Here is a 21,375-nt window from a genome sequence, read left to right as displayed (position 1 = left end):
GGACGTACAGTGAACAGATGCGAAGACCACGTCCAGAGGTTCCGGCACCGGGTCAGGAGTCCGTCTGGGACTATCCGCGACCGCCACGCGACGAGCCGGTCGCGGCTCGCGTCACGATCCGGCTCGGCGGGGAGCTGATCGCAGACACGCGTGGCGCTGTGCGGGTGCTCGAGACGAGCCATCCGCCCGTGTACTACCTTCCGATCGCCGATTTCGTGCCCGGCGCCCTCGTGCCGGCCTCGGGGTCGTCCTTCTGCGAGTTCAAGGGCGCGGCGCGCTACTTCGACGTGCGTGGCGGGGGCGTCGTCGCGGCGGGTGCGGCGTGGAACTATCCGCAGCCGTCTCCGGGCTTCGAGACGCTCGTCGATCGCGTCGCGGTGTACGCGGGACCCATGGACGCGTGCACGGTCGACGGCGAGGTCGTGGTGGCGCAGCCCGGCGGCTTCTACGGCGGGTGGGTCACCTCGTCCGTCGTCGGTCCGTTCAAGGGAGTTCCGGGCTCGATGGGCTGGTAGCCTCGGCGACCCGACGCGGGATTGTCCCAGGCTCAGAACGCGCGCAGGTTGGCCTGCAGCCCGCCCTCGACGTACTCGCGTCGCAGGATCCCGCGCCGCCGCAGCACCGGGACGAGCTCGTCGAGCGTGCGGTGCAGCGTCACGGGGTGGAAGTCGCCCCACAGCAGCACGCCGTCGTTGCCCCAGTCTCCGAGCTCCTCGATCAGGTCGGCGAACTCCTCGGCGGTGCCGACGAAACCGGTGCGGTCGCTGATGCGCCCGCTGCGGGCCAGCGCGGCGAGGTGGGCGCGGAGCGGCGCATCGTCGCCCCGGTCGCCGACGAGCCGCTGGATGCTGCCTCGCGAGACGTGCGGGCCGAAGATCCCGAGGTCGAGCGGTCGGTCGAGGTCGAGTGCGGTGAGGTCGGTCTCGAGGTCGCTCGACTGCTTGCGGGCGATCTGCACGAGCGTCGCGTCGTCGGGATCGGCCGAGGCCGCGACGATGCGGTCCGCCTCCTCGGCGGATGTGGTGATGACGGGCTGGATCGCGAAGAGGATCCTGATGTCGCCGGGCGTGCGGCCCGCGGAGAGAGCAGCGTCGTGGATCTTCGCACGGTAGGCACGCACCGACGATTCCGTGAGCGGCGCGAGGGCCAGCTGCACGTCGGAGTTCGCACCCGCGAAGCCGAGTCCGCGCCCCGAGCCGCCGGGGGAGACGATCGCCGGCTCGCCGTCGGTGAACGGGATGGCGTTGAGCGGACCGTCGAAGGCGAAGTGCTCGCCGCGGTGCTGCACGGCGCGGAGCCTCGAGCCGTCGGCGTAGACGTCGGTGGTGCGGTCGCGCACGAGCGCCCCCTGGTCCCAGCTGCGCCAGAGCGCGCGGATGCCGTCCAGCCATTCCTCGGCGCGGTCGTACGCCTCGTCGTGGCCGAGCTGCGCTGCCGCGGAGAAGTGCCGGGCGCTGCCGGTGTCGGTCACGACGTTGAGCCCGAGGCGGTGACCGCTGAGATGCTGCAGGGTCGAGAACTGGCGTGCCGCGGTGTACGGGAGATACGCGGCGGGGTTCACGGTCGGGACCACGCCGAGGTGCCTGGTCGCCTGAAAGAGGTAGGGCGCGAGCAGGAGCGGGTCGTGCTTCGGCCCGCCGAACGCGTGCCGCACGCGCAGGTCGATCGTGGCGGGCGAGCCGAGCGACGGCGCATCCTCGATGATGACGAGATCGAAGCCGGCCTGCTCGAGCGTTCGTGCGGCCTCCTGGTAGATCTCGGGACGGGTCCAGTCGTAGTCCCAGTCGAGCGACGGATAGCCCCAGCCCTGCGGGCCGAAGCCGCGGGCGAGGAACCACCCGAAATGCTGCGGGCGGCTCATGCGACCGCCTCGCGGGCCGGCTCGAGCACCCGGGTGAGGTCGGCGATCAGATCGGCGACGTCCTCGATGCCGATCGACAGGCGCAGGGTCCCAGGACGGACGCCGAGGATCCCGCGTTCCTCCTCGGTGCGGGAGGCGTGGCTGGTGGTCCCGGGATGCAGGACGAGCGACCGCACGTCTCCGATGTGCGTCATGTGCGTGAACACACGGACGTCCTGGACGAACGCGCGTGCGGCGTCGAGTCCGCCCTTCAGGGTGAAGGTGAAGATCGATCCGAAGCCCCCGCCGAGGTACTTCGTCGCCAGCGCGTGATCCGGGTGGCTCTCGAGGCCGACGTAGTCGACGCTCTCCACGGCATCCTGCGCCGCGAGCCACCGCGCGACCTCGAGTGCGTTGCGCGACTGGCGCTCGACGCGCAGGCCCAGGGTCTCCACGCCCTGGCCGATCAGGAACGCGTTCAGTGGCGAGGGCGAGGCGCCGAACCGCGGGGCGACGGACTCGCGCGCATATGCGATGCGCGCGTTGCCCCCGTGCCGTGCGGCGACGCTCGCGAGGCCTGCGCGCCCCGGGAGTACCAGGTGCGGAGCGTTGTGGCCGGCGGCTGCCGCATCGAAGCGGCCGTCGTCGACGATCACGCCGCCGAGCACCGAGCCGTGTCCGGCGAGGAACTTCGAGGCGGAGTGCACCACGATCGCGGCACCGTGCTCCAGAGGGCGCACGAGGAACGGCGTGCCGAGGGTGTTGTCGACGATCAGCGGGATCGCCGTCTCGTCACCGACGGCGCTCACTGCCGCGATGTCGAGCACGTCGTTGCGGGCGTTCGCGATCGACTCGGCGAACAGCGCCCGTGTGTTCGGGCGGATCGCCGCGCGCCAGGCGTCGGGGTCGCGGATGTCGTCGATGAACGTCGTCTCGATCCCCAGGCGGGCGAAGTTGTCGAGCAGCAGGCCGCGCGTGCCCTCGTAGATGTGCGTGGACGAGACGATGTGGTCGCCCGCCCCCGCGACGGTCAGCAGGGCCGTCGACACCGCGGCCTGACCGCTCGCCACGAGCACGGCGTCGGCTCCCGACTCGAGCGCCGCGAGCTGACGCTCCACCGCGCGCACCGTCGGATTGCCCGTGCGCGTGTAGCCGAAGCCGGCCCCCGTGCCGAAGTGATCGGCGGCATGGTCGAAGTCGTCGAACTCGAAGCCCGCGGTGAGGTAGATCGGGGTGGCCCGCGAGGACGCGGCATCCTGGTTCCGGGCGGCGTGGACGGCCTTGGTGGCGAAGCCGGGGGAGTCGACGGTCATGCAGAGCCCTCTCGATGGTGCGGGTGACAGTACTGTGTCACGGCGCGTCGCAGTCCGCGGAAGCGGTGGTAACCTGACGTCATGCGGATCGTGCTCCTTCTTAGCGGCCGCGACGAGACCTCGTTCTGAGCCCCTCCTCGTCGCGGAGTCCACTGTGGGCCGAACCGCCAGCTTCAGGAGAATCGCAATGAACACCCCCGCACCAGACTCTGAGTCCGCACGTCGCCGGACCCTGGCCGAGAAGGTCTGGGACGATCACCTCGTCATGAAGGGCGAGAACGGCGAACCCGATCTCATCTACATCGACCTGCACCTCGTGCACGAGGTCACGAGTCCTCAGGCCTTCGACGGCCTGCGCGCCGAGGGGCGCCCGTTGCGCCGACTCGACCTCACGATCGCCACCGAGGATCACAACACCCCGACGTGGGAGATCGACAAGCCGATCGCCGACCTCACGAGTCGCACCCAGATCGAGACGCTGCGGCGCAACGCCGCCGAGTTCGGCGTCCGACTCCACTCCCTGGGCGACGCCGAGCAGGGCATCGTGCACGTCGTCGGTCCTCAGCTCGGACTCACCATGCCCGGCATCACGGTCGTCTGCGGCGACTCGCACACCTCGACGCACGGCGCCTTCGGAGCCATGGCGTTCGGCATCGGCACGAGCGAGGTCGAGCACGTCATGGCGACGCAGACCCTGCCCCTGAAGCCCTTCAAGACCATGGCGATCACGGTCGAGGGCACGCTGCGCCCCGGCGTCACCGCCAAGGACATCATCCTCGCCGTGATCGCGAAGATCGGCACCGGGGGCGGCCAGGGCTACGTGCTCGAGTACCGTGGCAGCGCGATCCGCGCGCTCTCCATGGAGGGCCGCATGACGATCTGCAACATGTCGATCGAGGCGGGCGCCCGCGCCGGCATGGTCGCACCCGATGAGACGACCTTCGCCTACCTGGAAGGACGCCCGCACGCGCCGAAGGGCCAGGACTGGGACGACGCCGTCGCCTACTGGCGCACGCTCCCGACCGACGAGGGCGCGGCGTTCGACGCCGAGGTGTTCATCGACGCCGACGAGCTCGAGCCGTTCGTCACCTGGGGCACGAACCCCGGCCAGGGCAGCTCGCTGTCGGCATCCGTGCCCGACCCCTCGACCATCGTCGACCCGAATGAGCGCGCGGCCGCCGAGCGGGCACTCGAATACATGGACCTGACCCCCGGCACCCCGCTCAAGGAGGTGCCGGTCGACGCGGTCTTCATGGGATCGTGCACGAACAGCCGCATCGAGGACCTGCGTGCGTTCGCGTCGATCATCGAGGGGCGGAAGAAGGCCGAGGGCGTGCGCGTCATGGTCGTGCCGGGGTCCGCCCGTGTGCGCCTCGAGGCCGAGGCCGAGGGGCTCGACAAGATCATCACCGACTTCGGCGCCGAGTGGCGCTTCGCGGGCTGCTCGATGTGCCTCGGCATGAACCCCGATCAGCTCGCTCCGGGCGAGCGGTGCGCGTCGACCTCGAACCGCAACTTCGAGGGACGCCAGGGCAAGGGCGGGAGGACGCACCTCGTGTCGCCGCTCGTCGCCGCGGCGACCGCGATCCGCGGCACGCTGTCGAGTCCGAGCGACCTGTACGAGATGGCGGAGGTCTGACCATGGAGAAGTTCACCACCCACACCGGGATCGCCGCCCCGCTGAAGCGCTCCAACGTCGACACGGACCAGATCATCCCTGCCGTCTTCCTCAAGAGGGTCACCAAGACCGGCTTCGAGGACGCGCTGTTCCACGGCTGGCGGCAGGACCCCGACTTCGTGCTCAACCAGGAGGCGTTCCAGGGCGCATCCGTGCTGGTCGCCGGGCCTGACTTCGGCACAGGGTCGAGCCGTGAGCACGCCGTCTGGGCGTTGCGCGACTTCGGGTTCAGCGTCGTGCTGAGCCCCCGCTTCGCGGACATCTTCCGGGGCAACTCGGGCAAGCAGGGCCTGCTCGCCGCGACGATCTCCGAGGAGGATCTCGAGCGGATCTGGGCCGAGATCGACCGGAATCCCGGCGCATCGATCACCGTGAACCTCGAGGAGCGGGTCGCCACCATCGGCGAGATCCAGGCCGACCTCGGTGTCGACGATTACACTAGATGGCGGCTCCTCGAAGGGCTCGATGACATCGGGCTCACGCTGCGCAACGAAGACAAGATCGCGCAGTTCGAAGCCCGCCGCGAATCGTGGCGGCCCCGGACCCTCCCCGTTCAGTGAACGGCGGGACGGGGGAGCAGAGGGCGACCCCGTCCCGAATTCCGTTGAACGAAGTGAGGCTCCGAATGACGACACCTGTGCGCGATGCTCTGGCGGATGGAGTCCCAGCGTTGACCGGAGATGTCCTCGCGATCCGCGGAGGCCGCCCCTTGCGCGGCCGCGTCGACGTCAAGGGTGCGAAGAACCTCGCGACCAAGGCCATGGTCGCGACGCTGCTCGGCGAGACCGCCAGCACCCTGCGCGACGTCCCCGATCTCAGCGACGTCGCCGTGGTGCGCTCGCTCCTCGAGGTGCACGGCGTCCAGGTGTCGGCGGGCGACGAGCCCGGGTCGCTCGTGTTCGACCCCAGCGGCGTCGAGTCCGCTCACATGGAGGAGATCGACGCCCACGCGGGAGCCTCGCGCATCCCGATCCTGTTCTGCGGCCCGCTGCTGCACCGGCTCGGTCAGGCTTTCATCCCCGACCTCGGCGGCTGCCGCATCGGCGACCGCCCCATCGACTTCCACCTCGACGCGCTCCGCAAGTTCGGGGCGATCGTCGAGAAGCTCCCGAGCGGCATCCGCCTCTCCACGGGCGGGACACGCCTGCACGGCGCGAACATCCACCTCCCGTACCCCAGCGTCGGCGCCACCGAGCAGGTGCTGCTGACGGCGGTCCGCGCCGAGGGCACGACCGAGCTCCGCAACGCGGCGATCGAGCCCGAGATCATGGATCTCATCGCGGTGCTGCAGAAGATGGGCGCCATCATCTCCTACGAGCCCAACCGGGTGATCCTCATCGAGGGCGTGGAGACCCTGCGCGGATACGACCACCGGTCGATCTTCGACCGCAACGAGGCCGCGTCCTGGGCCTCGGCCGCACTCGCGACCGACGGCGAGATCTTCGTGGGCGGAGCGAAGCAGCAGGAGATGCTCACGTTCCTCAACGTGTTCCGCAAGGCGGGCGGATGGTTCGACATCCAGGAGGACGGCATCCTATTCCGTCGAGGCGGCGAGCTGAAGCCCGTGGTCGTCGAGACCGACGTTCACCCGGGCTTCATGACCGATTGGCAGCAGCCGCTCGTGGTCGCGCTCACGCAGGCGCACGGCCGCTCCGTCGTGCACGAGACCGTGTACGAGAACCGCATGGGCTTCACCGACGCCCTCGTCAAGATGGGCGCCGACATCGTCGTGCACCCTCGCGGACTGCAGGCGGGCCCGCGACGTGTGCCTCGCCGCGACCTCGAGCAGGCGGCCGTGATCACGGGACCGACCCCGCTGCACGGTGCCGATATCGTGGTGCCCGATCTGCGCGGCGGGTACAGCCACGTCATCGCGGCGCTGACGGCGGAGGGTGAATCGCAGGTCTCGGGCGTCGACATCCTGAGCCGCGGGTACGAGAAGTTCCTCGCCAAGCTCGACGCCCTGGGCGCCGACTTCGACGTCGTCCGGTGACGTCGATGGGTTCCCGGTCCCCGGAGACGACTCGCCCGAGCCTCTTCTGGCCGGTCGCCGCGATCGTGCTGCCGCTCGTGGGACTGCTCGCACGCATCCGCATCACGGGTGCGGAGAAGCTCCCCCGCGAGGGGTCGTTCGTGCTCGCCCCGAACCACTACTCGGAGTTCGATCCGCTGATCGTGGCCGTCGCCGTGTGGCGGGTCGGCCGCGCGCCGCGGTTCATGGCCAAGGAGAGCCTGTTCCGGGTCCCGGTGCTCGGGTGGATCCTGCGCAAGACGGGCATGATCCCTGTGGCGCGCACATCCTCTGCCGCCGCGGCCAAGCAGACCATGAAGCAGTCGCAGGAACTCGTCGAGCACGACCGCGGGGTCATCGTGTACCCGGAGGGCACGCTGACACGTGATCCGGACATGTGGCCGATGCGCGGCAAGTCCGGTGCCGTGCGCCTCGCGCTGGCCGGCGGCATCCCGGTGATCCCGATGGCCCACTGGGGCACGCAGGCGATCATGGGCCGCTATCAGAAGGGCCTGAGCCTCTGGCCGCTCCGCAAGCCCGTGCACGTCGTGATCGGCGATCCCGTCGACCTGTCCGACCTGCAGCATCGGGCCGGTGAACCGGCGGCGCTGAACGAGGCCACCACACGCGTCATGAACGCGATCACCGGGCTACTCGAAGGACTCCGCGACGAGAAGGCGCCGGCTGAGCGGTGGAACCCCGCCGCACACGGGCAGAAGGAGACGGGTCGCCTTGACACCTAAGCGCACGGTACCCGCCGGCCCCCGCGTCGCCGTGATCGGAGCGGGCAGTTGGGGGACCACTTTCGGGAAGATCCTCGCCGACGGCGGCGCCCAGGTCACGATGTGGGCTCGGCGCGCCGAGCTCGCCCACGAGATCGACGAGGCGAAGCGCAATTCCCGCTACCTTCCCGGCATCAACCTGCCCCGCACCATGGCCGCGACGCACGAGCTGGCGATCGCCCTGCGCGACGTCGATCAGGTGTACCTCTCGGTGCCGAGCCAGTCGCTGCGCGAGAACCTCAAGGCGCTGCGCCCGCTGCTGGCAGACGGCGACGCGAAGATCGTCAGCCTCATGAAGGGCGTCGAGCGCAGTTCGGGCCTCCGGATGAGCCAGGTGATCGAGCAGGAGCTGCGGTGCGATCCCGACCGCATCGCGGTGGCCTCGGGTCCGAACCTCGCACTCGAGATCGCCCGCGAGCAGCCCACCGCCGCCGTGATCTCGTCGCGCAGCCAGGAGACGGCCGAGGAGGTGGCCCGCGCCGCGCGCAACGGGTACTTCCGGACCTTCGTGAACACCGATGTGATCGGCACGGAGTTCGGCGGTGTCCTGAAGAACCTCATCGCCGTCGCGATCGGCATCGTCGACGGCGTGGGCTACGGCGAGAACACCAAGGCGTCGATCATCACCCGCGGTCTCGTGGAGATGACGGACTTCGCGGTCGCGAACGGCGCTCACCCCGAGACGCTGCAGGGGCTCGCGGGTCTCGGCGACCTCATCGCGACCTGCCAGTCGCCGCTCAGCCGCAACAACACGGCAGGGCGCCTGCTCGGCCAGGGATACAGCTTCCAGGACGTCGTGAAGCAGATGCAGCAGACCGCCGAGGGACTCGCGTCCGTCGCGCCGGTGCTGCAGCTCGCCCGCGAGTCCGAGGTGGACATGCCCATCGTCGAACAGGTGAAGATGGTGCTCGACGGCAAGATGGACCCGCGCGACATCGCACCCCACCTGACGACGGACGACGACACCCCGCAGGGGGAGAGGACCAACCATGGACAAGCAGACGGTGGTGGTGCTCTTCGGAGGGCGCTCCAGCGAGCATTCGATCAGTTCCGCAACGGCGGGCGGGGTTCTGGGCGCGATTGATCGGGACCGCTACGCCGTGATCCCCGTCGGGATCACGCGTGAGGGGGCCTTCGTCCTCGAGGACGACGATCCCGCGAAGTTCCCGCTCGACGCCGCGCACCTGCCGGAGGTCGTGGACAACGGCACCCGCGTATTGTGGCCGGAGCCGGGCGGCGACCGCACTCTACGCGTCGTGCGACCCGATGGGACTCTGGACGGCCTGGGCGAGATCGACATCGTGCTGCCGATCCTGCATGGCCCGCACGGCGAGGACGGCACGATCCAGGGCTACTTCGACACGCTCGAAGTCCCGTACGCGGGCGGCGGGGTGCTCGATTCCGCGCTGTGCATGGACAAGCACTTCATGAAGATCGCTCTGCAGGCCGCGGGTATCCCGGTGGCGCCGTGGGTGACCGTGCGAGCTCGCCAGTGGGAGCGGGATGCCGCGGCCGTGCGCTCCGCGGCCGCCGCTCTCGGCCTTCCGCTGTTCGTCAAGCCCGCCCGTGCGGGATCCAGTGTGGGAGTGTCGAAGGTCGAGTCCCCGGACGAGCTCGATGCGGCCCTCGCGATCGCGTTCGCGGAGGACGACAAGGTGCTCATCGAGACCGGCGTCTCCGGCCGGGAGATCGAGGTCGCGGTGCTCGAAGGCGCCGACGGCGTGCGCGCATCGCTCCCGGGCGAGATCGTGCTCACCTCCCGCGGCTTCTACGACTTCGAGGGCAAGTACCTCGGCGGTGACGGCGTCGACGTGGTGTGCCCGGCGGAGCTGGATGCGGAGCAGGTCTCGGCGATCCAGGATGCCGGCATCCGCGCCTTCGAGGCCGTGGACGGTCGGGGACTCGCCCGAGTGGACATGTTCCTCACGGCCTCGGGGGAGCTGGTCGTGAACGAGCTCAACACGATGCCCGGCTTCACGCCGATCTCGATGTTCCCGAAGTGCTGGGTGGCCTCGGGCCTCAGCTACGGCGACCTCATCTCGGAACTCATCGAGGCGGGTCTGCGCCGCTGACGCCGATGCTCGGCCGGGCGGCCGTCAGCCCTCGGTCGAGCCGGTGCCGTCGTCAGTCGGCACACGGTCCGTGCAACGAGCGGTCGCCGGCTCCAGACCGGACTGGATGCTCGTCGACAGGCTCTCCACGACGGTCCGGAAGTCGAGTTCTTCCCCGCGACGGATGATGACCTCGACGGCCGGATCGCGACCGTAGGTGACGAGGCGCTGGCGTTCGTCCTCCTGATCGAGCACGAGCCAGTCGACGCCGCCGATGGTCGTGCACACCTCGGTCGAGGGGGCGGGGACGTCGACCCCGCAGCGGAGCACGACGGTGGGCTCACCCCAGGCGCCGGTCGCCTGCGCGTCGGTCCACACGCGGTCGAGGTCGCCGACGGCATCCGGAAGCAGGACGGAGACCTCCGCGCACGACGGATTGTTCGCGTCGGCTGCCGGCTCCAGGTGGATCGTGGTCGAGCATCCGGCGAGGCCGGCGGCGGCGATCAGCATCCCCGCGACGAGGAGCAGACGACGAGAGGAGGGCATGCATCCAGGCTACCTTTGACTCCATGCCCTCCCGATCCGACTCCGACGACCCGCGCCTCGGAAAGCTCTCCGAGGGAGAGATCCTCCGAGCCATCCTCACGAGGACCGTGCCCGCCGCGCACGCGCTGATCGGGCCGGGCGACGATGCCGCCGTCGTGGCCGCACCCTCCGGCTCTGTCGTCGCGACCACCGACACGCTGGTGCACGGCCCCGACTTCCGCCTCGCCTGGTCGAGCGGCTATGACCTCGGGTGGAAGGCCGCCGCGGTCAACCTCGCGGACGTCGCCGCGATGGGCGCGCGCCCGACCGCCCTGCTCGTCGCCCTCGCCGTGCCTCGCGACCTGCGGCTGTCGTTCGTCGAACAGCTCGCCGACGGGTTCCGCGAGGCGTGTGCGGCGCTCGCACCCGGTTGCGCCGTCGTGGGCGGCGACCTCACGGTGTCCGATGTCCTCACGGTCGCGGTCACGGCGCTCGGCGATCTCGAGGGCCGTGCCGCGGTCACCCGCGCGGGTGCGCGACCGGGTGACGTCATGGCGATCGCCGGCGAGCTGGGCCACGCCGCACGCGGACTCGCCGTGCTGTTCGGCCGGTTCCGCGACGGCGACGCCCCGGTGCCGGTCGACCCCGCCGTGCTTGGCGAGGGGGAGCGCGCCGCGATCGCGGCGCAGCTGCGTCCCGCTCCGCCGATCGGTCTCGGCCCGGTGGCGGCCCTTGCCGGGGCGACCGCGATGATGGACGTGTCGGACGGCCTCGCACTCGACGCGCGGCGTCTCGCGGCCGCCTCCGGCGTCACGATAGCGCTGGACGGCGCCGCGCTCGGTGGCGATCCGGAGAGGGCTCTCGCGGGAGGGGAGGATCATGCGCTGCTCGCCGCCTTCCCGACCGAGGCGCTTCCTCCGGGATACCGTCGGATCGGCGAGGTGCGGACACGCGGCGACGACGACCTGCTGCTCGACGACCGCCCCGTCGACGTGAGCGGATGGGACCCCTACCGCGATTGGGACTCCGCCTCCGGCTGAGCACCCGTCTATTTCTGCCGTATGGCACAAATCGCCCGTCTGTTTCTGCCGAACGGCAGAAATAGACGGGCGGGGGCGGGGCTAGGACGCGGGCGACGGATGCCGGGGGCCGGCCCACCAGATCCTCGTGTCGCCGTAGGACTTGTCGCGGAGGAGCTCGAGGCCCGCGGCGTCCAGGTCGGGAGGCGTCGAGCGTCGCGCGCGTTCGATCACGACCACCGCGTCGGCGCTGAGGAGCGGTGCGAGGGCGATCAGATCCGCGGTCATCGCGCCGTCGTCGAGATCGTAGGGCGGATCCGTGAACACGAGGTCGAAGGTGCCGGTCGCACGCTGCAGGTACGCCCGGACGGTGCTCTGGTGCACCCGCGCTGTCGGAAGTCCGCCCGCTTTCGCGACCACCGCGGCGTTGCGCCGCACGACGGCGGCGGCCGCACGACCGTGCTCGACGAGATCCACATCGGCCGCTCCGCGACTCTGGGACTCGAGCCCCAGTGCTCCTGATCCCGCGTACAGGTCCAGCACTCGGGCGCCGACGATCGCGTCGGACGACTCCAGAGCGCCGAACAGCGACTCCCGCACCCGGTCGCTCGTGGGCCTCGTCCCCGCTCCCGGGACCTCGAGTCGTGCTCCTCGTGCTGCCCCGGCGATGATCCTCGTCACCCGTTCACGATACGACAGGCGCGGTGCGCGCCGTGTCCGTGCCGCCTCCTAGACTCGGAGGATGCCGCTCACGCTCGACACGTCCCTGGCGGAGGCGCTCGGCGCCACCCCGGCGAAGACACTCGACCGTGCCTTCGGCATGGCGACGGTGGGCGACCTCCTGTCGCACTACCCGCGTCGCTACGCGGATCCGGGGGAATTGACCCCGATCCGCGAGCTCCCGATCGGCGAGACCGTCACGATCGTGGCCGAGGTGCTGTCGTCGAGCGCCCGCGCGATGCGCAACCGCCGCGGTGCGATGGCCGACGTCGTGATCGGCGACGGCATCGGCAAGATGTCGCTGACCTTCTTCGCCAAGAACCTCGGCGCCGCCAAATGGCGCTCGGAGGAGCTCGCCGTCGGGCGACGCGGAGTGTTCTCGGGCAAGGTCGGCGAGTTCAACGGCGTGACGCAGTTCGCGCACCCGGAGTACGAGCTGTTCGACGACGAGGATGCCGCGCGGCGCCGCGCGGACGCCCGAGCTGCCGTGCTGATCCCCATCTACCCGGCGACGTCGAGCCTGCAGACCTGGCAGATCGCGAAATTCGTCGGTCGTGTGCTCGACGATCTCTCTGAGGTGCCCGAGCCGCTGTCTGCCGAGGTCAGGGCCAGGGAGGAGCTCCTGACGGCGCGGGAGGCGCTCGAGCAGATCCACCGGCCGAAGACCCGCAACGACATCGATCCGGCGGTGCGGACGCTGCGCATGCACGAGGCGCTCACTCTGCAGACCGCCCTCCTGCAGCAACGCGATGCCGTGCGATCGCTCTCGGCCACGGCACGTCCCGCGGCGCCCGGCGGCCTGCTGGAGCGCTTCGACGCCGCGATGCCGTACACGCTGACGCCCGACCAGCAGACGGTCGGCGAAGCGGTCGCCGCCGATCTCGTGGGCTCCTGGCCCATGAACCGCCTGGTGCAGGGAGAGGTCGGCTCAGGAAAGACGCTCGTGGCGCTGCGCGCGATGCTGCAGGTCGCCGAATCCGGTGGGCAGGCGGCGCTCATCGCGCCGACGGAGGTGCTGGCGGCGCAGCATCTCCGCTCGATCACCAAGATGCTCGGTCCGCAGCTCGCGCCCCTCGTGATGCCGACGCTGTTGACGGGTCAGCTCCCGGCCGCCGAGAGGCGCAAGGCCGCCCTGCGGGTCGCCTCGGGGCAGTCGCTCATCGTCGTGGGCACGCACGCGCTGCTGGGGGAGAAGACGACCTTCGCCGATCTCGGTCTTGTGGTGGTCGACGAGCAGCACCGCTTCGGCGTCGAGCAGCGTGAGGCACTTCGCGCGAAGGGGTCGAGTCCGCATGCGCTCGTGCTCACAGCGACTCCGATCCCGAGGACGGTCGCGATGACCGTGTTCGGCGACCTCGACACCTCGGTGATCCGCACGATGCCGAAGGGGCGGGCAGGCATCGAGTCGTTCGTGGCCCCGCTCGCGGAGCATCCGGGCTGGTTCAACCGGGTCTGGGAGCGTGCGGCCGAGGAGATCGCACAGGGGCGTCAGGTGTTCGCGGTATGCGCTGCGATCGACACCACCAAGAAGACCGCAGAGGCGGGGGAGACCCTGCTGCAGCCGGAAGGCGCCGCGGGCCCCCGCTGGGGTGTGGTGCAGCTCGACGAGGCGCTCGCGACGCATCCCACCCTCGGCGGCCTGCGCCGGGCGGTGCTGCACGGGCGCATGCCCTCGGACGAGAAGGATGCCGTGATGCAGGCGTTCGCGCGGGGCGACATCGATCTGCTCCTCGCGACGACCGTGATCGAGGTCGGCGTCGACGTGCCGAACGCCTCGACGATGATCGTGCTCGACGCGGAACGCTTCGGGGTGTCGCAGCTCCACCAGCTGCGTGGTCGCGTGGGTCGAGGCGGAGTGCCGGGGCTGTGTCTGCTCGTGACGGAGGCCGAATCCGGATCGGTGGCACGAGAGCGTGTGGATGCCGTCGCCGCGACCCTCGACGGCTTCCAGCTCGCCGAGGTCGATCTCGAGCTGCGCGGTGAGGGCGACGTGCTGGGCGCGGCGCAGGCGGGCGTGCGGTCGTCGCTCAAACTGCTCCGGGTCGTCAAGGACTCGAAGCTCATCGTCCGTGCGCGGGAGCTCGCCGAGGGCATCCTCGCCGACGATCCCGAGCTCGCTGCGAATCCGGGTCTGCGATCGGCTATCGCCCGTCGTGTGAGCGACGAGGACCGCGCCGCCCTGGCCAAGAACTGAGCGTGAACCGCGCACACGGTGCATGCCGGACCGTGCTCTAGGCTGGGAACATGAGCAGCCGGATCGCCGTCGTCCCGGGTTCCTTCGATCCGCCGACCCTGGGCCATCTCGATGTGATCCGTCGTGCGGCGAAGCTGTACGACGAACTCCACGTACTGGTCGTGCACAACCCCGGCAAGGAGGCGATGCTGCCGATCGCGCAGCGCATGTCGCTGCTCGAGCAGTCGATCGCCGAGGACGGCATGGACGGCAACGTCGTCGTGGGCTCGTGGAGCATGGGTCTGCTCGTCGACTACGCGCGCGATGTGGGCGCCGGCGTTCTCGTCAAGGGCATCCGCTCGCAGATCGACGTCGCCTACGAGTCGCCCATGGCGATCGTGAACCGACACCTCGCCGACATCGAGACCGTCTTCCTGCTTCCCGACCCGGCGCACGCGCTGGTGTCGAGCTCGCTGGTGCGACAGGTCGCCGGCCTGGGGGGCGACATCGCACCCTTCGTGCCGCCGGCGGTGGCCGCGTTCCTCGACACCGGCGCCCGCGGCATCTGACAGACGTCCAGCCAGGCGGTCAGGCGACGGCCAGCCTCGACTGTGCAGGAGCCGGTAGCATTGCCGGGTGCGTTCCCGACTCAACGGCCCCTTCGTCCTCCCCGTCCGCGACATCGTGCGCAAGCCGGGGGAGATGCGCGAGCATGCCTTCACGGTGACCCTCGCCGAGCCGTGGGGCGAGGGCATCGTCTCGTTCGCCCAGGGATCCGAGCTCGATGTCGACGTGCGTCTCGAGTCGGTGCACGAGGGCATCCTCGCCTCCGGGACCGTCGATGCCGAGTACTCCGGAGTGTGCGGCAGATGCCTCACGGACATCGCCCGGCCTGTCGAAGTCGAGTTCCAGGAGCTTTTCGCGTATCCTGGTGAGGAAGAAACTGACTTCGAGGTTCAAGACGACCACGTGGATCTTGAAACTCTGGTCAGGGATGCGGCCGTATTGTCGCTTCCCTTCCAGCCGGTGTGTCAGCCGGATTGCCTCGGGCTCGACCCGGTCACAGGCGAGAGGCTGACCGAGAGCACCGGGTCGGAGCAGGCCGCTCCCATCGATCCGCGATGGAGTGCGCTCCAGAAGATCACAGACCAGGACGGTACGGCACAGAGCCGGGCCGCCGAGAAAGAAGAGAGCTAGTCATGGCTGGTAACCCCCCGAAGCGCAAGGTCTCCCGTTCCAACACCCGCTCGCGCCGCGCGCAGTGGAAGGCCGAGGCTCCCGCGCTCGTCAAGACCGTCGAGAACGGCAAGGTCGTCTACAGCCGCCCGCACCAGGCCAAGGTCGTCACCGACTCGCAGGGCACCGAGCTGTTCCTCGAGTACAAGGGCCGTAAGGTCGCCGACGTCTGAGTCGCGACCCCAACGCTGTGACAGTGGTCCCCGAAGGGACGCGCACACTTCCTGAGAAGCTCCGTGTCGAGATCGACGCGGAGCTTCTGGAGTTGGCGCTGACCCATCGTTCCTACGCCTACGAGCACGGCGGCATCCCGCACAACGAGCGGCTCGAGTTCCTCGGGGACTCGGTGCTCGGGCAGGCCGTCACGGTGATGCTGTTCACGACGCACCCCGAGCTCGACGAGGGATCGCTGGCCAAGCGCCGAGCGAGCGTCGTGTCGACCGTGGCCCTCGCCGAGGTGGCGCGGGGGATCGGTCTGGGCTCGCATCTCCTGCTCGGGCGTGGCGAGGAGCAGACCGGCGGTCGTGACAAGGACTCGATCCTGGCCGACACGATGGAAGCCGTCATCGGTGCGACCTTCCTGTCGGCGGGACCGGATGCTGCCACCGATCTCGTGCTGCGTCTCACGAAGCCGCTGCTCGCCGACCCCGAACGCTACGGCGCGGCGATGGATCCGAAGACGAGCCTGCAGGAGTTGGCCGCGCGCCTCGGAGCGACGCCTCCGCGGTACTCGATCGAGGCGAGTGGTCCGGATCACGATCGCCGCTTCACCGCAACCGTGGTCGTGGGTGAGCTGACCATGACGGGTCTCGGCAGCAGCAAGAAGACTGCCGAGATGGCCGCCGCGCTCAGTGCGTGGCGCGTGCTCGACGAGCGTGCCTGAGCTTCCCGAGGTCGAGGTGGTGCGCGCGGGCCTCGCCCCCGCCACGATCGGCGCGCGGATCACGGCCGTCAGCGTGTTCGACGAACGCGCCCTGACCCGCCACAGCGCCGGGGCGGCCGACTTCGTGTCGCGACTCGAGGGGCATCGCTTCACGGCCGCGGACCGACGGGGCAAGTTCCTGTGGCTGCCGCTCGAGGGCGACGAGTCCGCCCTGATCGCCCATCTGGGCATGAGCGGGCAGATGCTGCTGCGTGCCCCCGATGCGACGCCCGAGCGACACGAGCGCGTGCGGCTCCACGTCGAGCACCCGACGCACGGCGACCTTGCCATCGTCTTCGCGGACCAGCGGACCTTCGGCTCGCTCGCCGTCGACGCACTGCAGGACGACGGCCCCACGCGCATTCCCTCGCAGGTCGTGCACATCGCGCGCGATCCGATCGATCCGCTCTTCGACGACGCCGGGTTCCTTTCGGCACTCCGACGTCGGAACAGTGCTGTCAAGCGCGTCCTGCTCGATCAGCAGGTCATCAGCGGCGTCGGCAACATCTACGCCGACGAATCGTTGTGGGCCGCACGGATCCACCCCGAGACCGCTGCGTCGTCGCTGTCGACGCAGGCCGCACGCCGGTTGCTGGCCGAGATTCGTCTGGTTCTCGCGAAGGCGCTGGCCGAGGGCGGCACGAGCTTCGATGCACAGTACGTGAACGTCAACGGCCAGGCCGGCTACTTCGCGCACTCCCTCAACGCCTACGGGCGCGGTGGCCAGCCGTGTCCGCGCTGCGGCGGGCCGATCCGCCGTGAGGCGTTCATGAACCGCTCGAGCCACTACTGCCCCCGGTGCCAGCGGCGCCGTTGAGATCCGGGATCAGGCCGCCTGGAACGAACGCGCGAGCAGCGGACGCGTGATCCGGGTCGTCGCCCAGACGACGCCGATCCCCACGGCGACGACCGTCGCGATCGTCAGCAGCGACACGGGTGCGGTGATCACGGCCATGCCGAGGAGCGGGAACACCAGCACGGCGGCACAGAGCGCCGACCCGATCGCCGTGGTGAGCAGCGGCGACATGATCGCGCGTCGACGGGCGGCATCCACGGTCTGAAGGGGGACGCCGAGGTGGTGGAGGCTCCGGTGCAGTTCGCGCTCGTCGAGGATCGACGCGGCCTGGTTCACTCCGACGGATGCTGCGACCATCAGGAACGATCCGACGAGGGTGATGATGAGGCCGGTGCGGATGTCCGTGACGAGTGCAGCATCCCGCGCTGACGCACCCTCGCCGTCCATGAGCGACATGAGCGAGACGCCGGTGCCGGCGAACACGGCCATGAAGCTCGCCATGGCGATGCCGCTCACCTGACGCCATGCGGCCCTCGGGGAGTCGAGCACTGCACGGGCGGCGAGCAGGCGCTCCGGGCTCTCGGCACGGCGGAGCTGACGGGATGCCGACACCTTGAGAACCCACGGACCGACGACGTTGAGGACCGCAAGGGCCGCGGCGAACAGCCCGGCGATGACGACGATCGTGGTCGTGAGGCCCGCGGTCGAGGGGAAGGCCTTGATCAGCAGGAACGCGAGCGCCAGCACCGAGACGGCCACCACCGCGCGCAGCCAGTGCACGGACGACACGGCCGACCGCATCCGCACGCCGAGCGGCGAGATGACGACGCGGCGCAGCCCCAGTGCCGCGCTGCCGACGGCGACGAGCAGGATCCCGCCGACCACGGCGATGACCGCAAGAGGGGAGAGGAGCACGGATGCGGCCCCGAGCGCCTCACCGCGGAACGGGATCAGTCCGATGGCCGGGCTCAGGGCGAGGTAGACGACCACACCGGCGAGGGCGCCGGCAGCGGCGACCAGCAGCGACTCGATCACGGTGGCTACGCCGACGCCCATCGGGGTGACGCCCAGGAGGCGCAGAGTCGACAGGCGTTCGTCGCGACGTCGGGCGGAGAGCCGCGCGGCCGCACCGCCGAGGCCGGCGAGCGGGACGACGAGCAGCACGAGGGCGATCGCGGCGAGGGCCTGATAGAGGCCGGCCATGTCGTCGGTCCACGACCAGAACGCCTGCGCGCCGCCCACCACGGTGAGCACGAGCGCGGTCACGAGCGCGAACGCCACGATCGGCAATGCGAGCACAGCGTTCTGACCGGGTGCAGGCCGCAGCAGTAGGGCGAGGACGCGGGGGTTCATGCCGACACCTCCGAGGAGACGATCTGACCGTCACGGACCGAGACGGTTCGCGAGCAGCGCGCCGCGACCTCGGGATCGTGCGTCACGACGAGCAGCGTGCGTCCCTGTCCCGTGGTGGACCAGAGCAGCGCGTCCATGACCTCGTGCGAGGTGCGCGAGTCGAGCGCGCCCGTGGGCTCGTCGGCGAAGACGAGTTCCGCGCCCGTCGCCTGAGCGCGCGCGATCGCGACACGCTGCGCCTGGCCGCCCGAGAGCTCGCCGATCCGGCGGTCCTCCATTCCGGCCAGCCCGAGGGCGGCGAGCCAGGCGGCGGCGTGCTGCACGGCGTCCGAGCGCTTCACGCCGTTGATCATCGACGCGAGAGCGACGTTCTCGACAGCCGTGAGTTCGGGGATGAGCAAGCCCTGCTGGAAGACGAAGCCGAAGCGCTCGCGCCGCAGTCGAGAGCGCTCTGTCTCGCCGAGTCCCGACACCTCGACCGGATGCCCGATCGACGGCTGGAAAGTCACCGAACCGGCATCCGGCGCGACGATGCCGGCGAGGACGTGCAGCAGGGTCGTCTTGCCCGAGCCCGATGCACCCATGATCGCGACGGACTCGCCGCGGTGGACAGTGAGGTCCACCCCGGCGAGTGCGCGCGTGGTGCCATAGGACTTGCTGAGGGCTCGTGCTTCGAGGACGGAGGAGTTCATGCTTCCAAGCCTCGCGGCCCGAGGGCTGTCATCGCGTCGGTCAGACGGATGATCGACCAGCCGACGCGTACTCCGCGCGGATGATCCTCAGAGCCGCTTCTGCCAGGCCCCCGCGTACGACACCGGCACGAATCCGAGTGCCTCGTTGATGCTCAGCATCGGACGGTTCTCCTCCGCGTTGAACGTCGACACCACTGCCGACTCCGGCATGAGCTCTCGCCAGCGCAGCAGGTTCGCGCATTTCACGATCGTGCCGAGGCGGTGCCCGCGGTGCTCGCGCGCCACGAGGGTGCCGAACTGGTGCGTGACGCCCGACCGGTCTGCGCCGATCAGCAGCTCGTTGTAGGCGACGAGCGCGCCCGAGGGGACGTGCTGCACCGCGACGACCGAGAACGCCTGGCCGGCGGAGGTGTTGCGCGCATCGCGGCGGACGACGCGGCCGGCGTCCCACTCCTCGGCGACGAACTCCATATCGCCGCTGGGGGCATCGGTCGACAGGCGGGCGAGGATCGCCGCGTAACCGTCCCGGTACTCGGGTGGGGTCGGCGCCATCCAGTGCACGGTGCGGTAGTCGGGTCCCGCATGCTGCTCAGCCTCGGCCAACGCCGCGACGAGCAGAGCCGGGTCGGCGCGCAGGTCCAGCTCGCTGTTGCGCTCGACCTGCTCGCACACGTAGCCGTGGCGCTCGAGCGCCTCCGACAGGCGGGTGGCGGGGATGCGCCCCCATCCGGTGCGCGGGGTGATCATGCGGTCGGTCTCGATCGGCCGGTGCAGCGTCCACATCTGCACGAGGGTGCGGCCGCGGGCCTGCGCCTCGCGCTCGGCGAGTTCGAGAAGCGCATCCTCGACCCCGAGCCCCGCTGACGACTCGGGCACGAGGAGGTCGATCTCCGCGGCACGGGCCTCGGCCTCCTGGGCGAAGTCCATCGAGAGCATGCCGACGATCTCCGTGCCGATGCGCGCGACGAAGCCCAGGCTCAGTGAGTCGGTGTTCTCCTGCCACGCGGGCAGCATCTGCTCGGCATCCGGCGCGAGGCCGGGGAGCCCGGTCTCCTCGTCGCAGATCTGCCGGTTCAACGCCCCGAGGGCCCGGAAGTCCGCGGCATCCTGATCGTCGAGCGATGCCGGGACGAGCAGCGGTGTGATGGTGAGAGCGATCGTGTTCACACGAGTTCCTTTCTCCAGGCGCCTTCGTAGGCGATGGCGGTGAAGCCGAGGGCTTCGTTGATGGCGAGCATGGGCCGGTTCTCCTCGGCGTTGTAGGTGATGATCGACGGCGACTCCGGCGCGATGTCCGACCAGTGGAGCAGAGCCGCGCACTTCACGAGCTGACCGATCCGGTGCCCGCGATGCTCGCGGAGAACGAGGGTGTCGTGCTGGTGCGTCGTCGCCGAGAGATCGGGGCCGATGCCCAGCTCGGTGAAGCCGGCCAGCTCGCCCGTGTCCACGTGCTGGGCCGCCGTCACGAGCAGTCTCTGCGACATCTCGACGATCCTCTGCTCGCTGCGGATCAGACGGTCGGCGTCCCATGCCTCCTCGTCGGCGTCGAGGCCGGCCGAGGGGGCGTCCGTCGACATCCGCGACTTCAGCCACGCGAACCCGTCGACGTGTTCGGCGGGCGTGGGGATCTCCCATTGCAGCACCCGGTAGCCGGTCGACGCCTCCTGCGCCTCCGCGAGCAGCTGCTGCGCCCGCTCGTGAGACTCCGCGGTCCGCGGCAGACTGCTGATGCGATACACCTGCTCGAGCACGAATCCGTACCGGGTGAGGAAGCGGGCGACGTGGTCGTCGGGAACGCTTCCGATGCCCGTGCGCGCTGTCAGCCGGTCACCGTCGCCCTGCTGCTGCTCCGTCCAGTTCTGGATGACGGTACGACCGTGGTCGCGGGCGAAGGCCTCGATGTGCGGGAGGATCGCGCTGCCGATCCCGCGGCCCCAGACCCGCGGGCGGAGTTCCACCGTCGCGATCGCGACCCGCGAGCCCTCCTCGTGGGGGATGTCGACCACGGCGCGGCCGACGGTCTCGTCACCGACGCGGACCGCCCAGACGCGAGTGGTGCGCTCCTCGCGGGAGCGGAGAAGCGGCAGCAGTGCTTCGGGAGTGAGGTCCTGCTCCTCGCGACCGGTGATCTCGCGGTACACGAGGTTGCGGATGCGAGCGAGTTCGCGGAACTCGTCGGCGTCCGCCGCATCCGCTCGTGCGGGGAGCACGAGCGGATGCAGCGTCGCCTCGGCGGTGAGTCCGATGCTCATGATGGCCTCCGG

General features: G+C 70.1%; 22 protein-coding genes. 14 read left to right on the top strand and 8 right to left on the bottom strand.

Annotation, left to right across the window (positions count from 1 at the left end):
• Positions 1 to 17: 17 nt before the first annotated feature.
• Positions 18 to 515, top strand: a complete 498-nt coding sequence (locus MRBLMX7_RS02050) for a DUF427 domain-containing protein (protein WP_363365969.1) — start codon at positions 18 to 20, stop codon at positions 513 to 515.
• A gap of 32 nt (positions 516 to 547) precedes the next feature.
• Here the strand turns inward: MRBLMX7_RS02050 and MRBLMX7_RS02045 are convergent, their stop codons facing one another.
• Together MRBLMX7_RS02045 and MRBLMX7_RS02040 are read right to left on the bottom strand one after the other, a co-directional pair.
• The gene (locus MRBLMX7_RS02045) at positions 548 to 1,861 is read right to left on the bottom strand and encodes an LLM class flavin-dependent oxidoreductase (protein WP_363365968.1); all 1,314 of its coding nucleotides are present in this window, start codon (positions 1,859 to 1,861) and stop codon (positions 548 to 550) included.
• Entirely contained in the window at positions 1,858 to 3,153 is a 1,296-nt protein-coding gene (locus tag MRBLMX7_RS02040) for an O-acetylhomoserine aminocarboxypropyltransferase/cysteine synthase family protein (protein ID WP_363365967.1), read from the bottom strand. The genes MRBLMX7_RS02045 and MRBLMX7_RS02040 overlap by 4 nt, the downstream gene beginning before the upstream one ends.
• Before the next feature lie 187 nt (positions 3,154 to 3,340).
• Between MRBLMX7_RS02040 and leuC the strand changes: the two genes are divergently transcribed.
• From leuC to MRBLMX7_RS02010, 6 genes are all read left to right on the top strand, one after another.
• Entirely contained in the window at positions 3,341 to 4,792 is a 1,452-nt protein-coding gene (gene leuC, locus MRBLMX7_RS02035; protein WP_363365966.1) for a 3-isopropylmalate dehydratase large subunit, read from the top strand.
• Positions 4,793 to 4,794: 2 nt separating this feature from the next.
• On the top strand, positions 4,795 to 5,391 hold the full coding sequence (gene leuD / locus MRBLMX7_RS02030) for a 3-isopropylmalate dehydratase small subunit (protein WP_363365965.1): 597 nt from the start codon (positions 4,795 to 4,797) through the stop codon (positions 5,389 to 5,391).
• 65 nt (positions 5,392 to 5,456) lie between these two features.
• The gene (murA, locus tag MRBLMX7_RS02025; protein ID WP_363365964.1) at positions 5,457 to 6,824 is read left to right on the top strand and encodes a UDP-N-acetylglucosamine 1-carboxyvinyltransferase; all 1,368 of its coding nucleotides are present in this window, start codon (positions 5,457 to 5,459) and stop codon (positions 6,822 to 6,824) included.
• A gap of 5 nt (positions 6,825 to 6,829) precedes the next feature.
• A complete protein-coding gene (locus MRBLMX7_RS02020; protein WP_363365963.1) occupies positions 6,830 to 7,585 on the top strand; it encodes a lysophospholipid acyltransferase family protein in 756 nt (251 codons plus the stop codon).
• Positions 7,575 to 8,708 (top strand): NAD(P)H-dependent glycerol-3-phosphate dehydrogenase, encoded by a 1,134-nt coding sequence (locus MRBLMX7_RS02015; RefSeq protein WP_050721104.1) that lies wholly within the window; start codon positions 7,575 to 7,577, stop codon positions 8,706 to 8,708. Before MRBLMX7_RS02020 ends, MRBLMX7_RS02015 begins: the two co-directional genes overlap by 11 nt.
• On the top strand, positions 8,614 to 9,696 hold the full coding sequence (locus MRBLMX7_RS02010; protein ID WP_363365962.1) for a D-alanine--D-alanine ligase family protein: 1,083 nt from the start codon (positions 8,614 to 8,616) through the stop codon (positions 9,694 to 9,696). Before MRBLMX7_RS02015 ends, MRBLMX7_RS02010 begins: the two co-directional genes overlap by 95 nt.
• Positions 9,697 to 9,720: 24 nt before the next feature.
• Here MRBLMX7_RS02010 and MRBLMX7_RS02005 read toward each other — a convergent pair whose 3' ends face one another.
• The gene (locus MRBLMX7_RS02005) at positions 9,721 to 10,221 is read right to left on the bottom strand and encodes a DUF3515 family protein (protein ID WP_363365961.1); all 501 of its coding nucleotides are present in this window, start codon (positions 10,219 to 10,221) and stop codon (positions 9,721 to 9,723) included.
• Positions 10,222 to 10,244: 23 nt separating this feature from the next.
• On the opposite strand from MRBLMX7_RS02005, the gene thiL reads away from it, so the two are divergent.
• Positions 10,245 to 11,240, top strand: a complete 996-nt coding sequence (thiL, locus tag MRBLMX7_RS02000) for a thiamine-phosphate kinase (RefSeq protein ID WP_363365960.1) — start codon at positions 10,245 to 10,247, stop codon at positions 11,238 to 11,240.
• An 81-nt stretch (positions 11,241 to 11,321) separates the two neighbouring features.
• Here the strand turns inward: thiL and rsmD are convergent, their stop codons facing one another.
• Positions 11,322 to 11,900 (bottom strand): 16S rRNA (guanine(966)-N(2))-methyltransferase RsmD, encoded by a 579-nt coding sequence (rsmD, locus tag MRBLMX7_RS01995; protein ID WP_363365959.1) that lies wholly within the window; start codon positions 11,898 to 11,900, stop codon positions 11,322 to 11,324.
• 61 nt (positions 11,901 to 11,961) lie between these two features.
• Here rsmD and MRBLMX7_RS01990 point away from each other — a divergent pair, with 61 nt between their 5' ends.
• The 6 genes from MRBLMX7_RS01990 to mutM all read left to right on the top strand — a co-directional run bounded on the left by MRBLMX7_RS01990 (position 11,962) and on the right by mutM (position 17,087).
• Positions 11,962 to 14,133, top strand: coding sequence for an ATP-dependent DNA helicase RecG (locus tag MRBLMX7_RS01990; protein WP_363365958.1), 2,172 nt, complete (start codon positions 11,962 to 11,964; stop codon positions 14,131 to 14,133).
• Between the two features lie 50 nt (positions 14,134 to 14,183).
• Positions 14,184 to 14,681 carry a pantetheine-phosphate adenylyltransferase gene (coaD, locus tag MRBLMX7_RS01985; protein ID WP_050721098.1) on the top strand — a complete coding sequence of 166 codons (498 nt, stop codon included), beginning with the start codon at positions 14,184 to 14,186 and terminating at the stop codon, positions 14,679 to 14,681.
• 133 nt (positions 14,682 to 14,814) lie between these two features.
• On the top strand, positions 14,815 to 15,309 hold the full coding sequence (locus tag MRBLMX7_RS01980) for a YceD family protein (protein WP_363370774.1): 495 nt from the start codon (positions 14,815 to 14,817) through the stop codon (positions 15,307 to 15,309).
• A gap of 2 nt (positions 15,310 to 15,311) precedes the next feature.
• Positions 15,312 to 15,521, top strand: coding sequence for a 50S ribosomal protein L32 (rpmF, locus tag MRBLMX7_RS01975; protein ID WP_050721097.1), 210 nt, complete (start codon positions 15,312 to 15,314; stop codon positions 15,519 to 15,521).
• Positions 15,522 to 15,544: 23 nt separating this feature from the next.
• On the top strand, positions 15,545 to 16,231 hold the full coding sequence (gene rnc, locus MRBLMX7_RS01970) for a ribonuclease III (RefSeq protein ID WP_235556661.1): 687 nt from the start codon (positions 15,545 to 15,547) through the stop codon (positions 16,229 to 16,231).
• Complete coding sequence (gene mutM / locus MRBLMX7_RS01965; protein WP_363365957.1) at positions 16,224 to 17,087, top strand: bifunctional DNA-formamidopyrimidine glycosylase/DNA-(apurinic or apyrimidinic site) lyase; 864 nt, start codon at positions 16,224 to 16,226, stop codon at positions 17,085 to 17,087. The genes rnc and mutM overlap by 8 nt, the downstream gene beginning before the upstream one ends.
• A 9-nt stretch (positions 17,088 to 17,096) precedes the next feature.
• Here the strand turns inward: mutM and MRBLMX7_RS01960 are convergent, their stop codons facing one another.
• The 4 genes from MRBLMX7_RS01960 to MRBLMX7_RS01945 all read right to left on the bottom strand — a co-directional run bounded on the left by MRBLMX7_RS01960 (position 17,097) and on the right by MRBLMX7_RS01945 (position 21,363).
• On the bottom strand, positions 17,097 to 18,419 hold the full coding sequence (locus MRBLMX7_RS01960) for an FtsX-like permease family protein (RefSeq protein ID WP_363365956.1): 1,323 nt from the start codon (positions 18,417 to 18,419) through the stop codon (positions 17,097 to 17,099).
• Positions 18,416 to 19,111, bottom strand: coding sequence for an ABC transporter ATP-binding protein (locus MRBLMX7_RS01955; RefSeq protein WP_363365955.1), 696 nt, complete (start codon positions 19,109 to 19,111; stop codon positions 18,416 to 18,418). The genes MRBLMX7_RS01960 and MRBLMX7_RS01955 overlap by 4 nt, the downstream gene beginning before the upstream one ends.
• Before the next feature lie 87 nt (positions 19,112 to 19,198).
• Complete coding sequence (locus MRBLMX7_RS01950) at positions 19,199 to 20,278, bottom strand: GNAT family N-acetyltransferase (RefSeq protein ID WP_363365954.1); 1,080 nt, start codon at positions 20,276 to 20,278, stop codon at positions 19,199 to 19,201.
• Positions 20,275 to 21,363, bottom strand: a complete 1,089-nt coding sequence (locus MRBLMX7_RS01945) for a GNAT family N-acetyltransferase (RefSeq protein ID WP_363365953.1) — start codon at positions 21,361 to 21,363, stop codon at positions 20,275 to 20,277. Before MRBLMX7_RS01945 ends, MRBLMX7_RS01950 begins: the two co-directional genes overlap by 4 nt.
• Positions 21,364 to 21,375 lie beyond the last annotated feature (12 nt).

Source organism: Microbacterium sp. LMX7-1.2, from assembly GCF_040675935.1.
Taxonomy (GTDB): Bacteria; Actinomycetota; Actinomycetes; order Actinomycetales; family Microbacteriaceae; genus Microbacterium.
Note: the sequence above shows the minus strand (reverse complement) of the source record. Positions and strands in the feature narration are given on the sequence as shown.

What these genes read in the sequence shown, in the direction of transcription:
- MRBLMX7_RS02050 (WP_363365969.1), top strand. Translation starts at nt 18, where the DNA reads ATGCGAAGACCACGTCCAGAGGTTCCGGCACCGGGTCAGGAGTCCGTC.
- MRBLMX7_RS02045 (WP_363365968.1), bottom strand. Translation starts at nt 1,861, where the DNA reads ATGAGCCGCCCGCAGCATTTCGGGTGGTTCCTCGCCCGCGGCTTCGGC.
- MRBLMX7_RS02040 (WP_363365967.1), bottom strand. Translation starts at nt 3,153, where the DNA reads ATGACCGTCGACTCCCCCGGCTTCGCCACCAAGGCCGTCCACGCCGCC.
- leuC (WP_363365966.1), top strand. Translation starts at nt 3,341, where the DNA reads ATGAACACCCCCGCACCAGACTCTGAGTCCGCACGTCGCCGGACCCTG.
- leuD (WP_363365965.1), top strand. Translation starts at nt 4,795, where the DNA reads ATGGAGAAGTTCACCACCCACACCGGGATCGCCGCCCCGCTGAAGCGC.
- murA (WP_363365964.1), top strand. Translation starts at nt 5,457, where the DNA reads ATGACGACACCTGTGCGCGATGCTCTGGCGGATGGAGTCCCAGCGTTG.
- MRBLMX7_RS02020 (WP_363365963.1), top strand. Translation starts at nt 6,830, where the DNA reads ATGGGTTCCCGGTCCCCGGAGACGACTCGCCCGAGCCTCTTCTGGCCG.
- MRBLMX7_RS02010 (WP_363365962.1), top strand. Translation starts at nt 8,614, where the DNA reads ATGGACAAGCAGACGGTGGTGGTGCTCTTCGGAGGGCGCTCCAGCGAG.
- MRBLMX7_RS02005 (WP_363365961.1), bottom strand. Translation starts at nt 10,221, where the DNA reads ATGCCCTCCTCTCGTCGTCTGCTCCTCGTCGCGGGGATGCTGATCGCC.
- thiL (WP_363365960.1), top strand. Translation starts at nt 10,245, where the DNA reads ATGCCCTCCCGATCCGACTCCGACGACCCGCGCCTCGGAAAGCTCTCC.
- MRBLMX7_RS01990 (WP_363365958.1), top strand. Translation starts at nt 11,962, where the DNA reads ATGCCGCTCACGCTCGACACGTCCCTGGCGGAGGCGCTCGGCGCCACC.
- coaD (WP_050721098.1), top strand. Translation starts at nt 14,184, where the DNA reads ATGAGCAGCCGGATCGCCGTCGTCCCGGGTTCCTTCGATCCGCCGACC.
- MRBLMX7_RS01980 (WP_363370774.1), top strand. Translation starts at nt 14,815, where the DNA reads ATGCGCGAGCATGCCTTCACGGTGACCCTCGCCGAGCCGTGGGGCGAG.
- rpmF (WP_050721097.1), top strand. Translation starts at nt 15,312, where the DNA reads ATGGCTGGTAACCCCCCGAAGCGCAAGGTCTCCCGTTCCAACACCCGC.
- MRBLMX7_RS01960 (WP_363365956.1), bottom strand. Translation starts at nt 18,419, where the DNA reads ATGAACCCCCGCGTCCTCGCCCTACTGCTGCGGCCTGCACCCGGTCAG.
- MRBLMX7_RS01955 (WP_363365955.1), bottom strand. Translation starts at nt 19,111, where the DNA reads ATGAACTCCTCCGTCCTCGAAGCACGAGCCCTCAGCAAGTCCTATGGC.
- MRBLMX7_RS01945 (WP_363365953.1), bottom strand. Translation starts at nt 21,363, where the DNA reads ATGAGCATCGGACTCACCGCCGAGGCGACGCTGCATCCGCTCGTGCTC.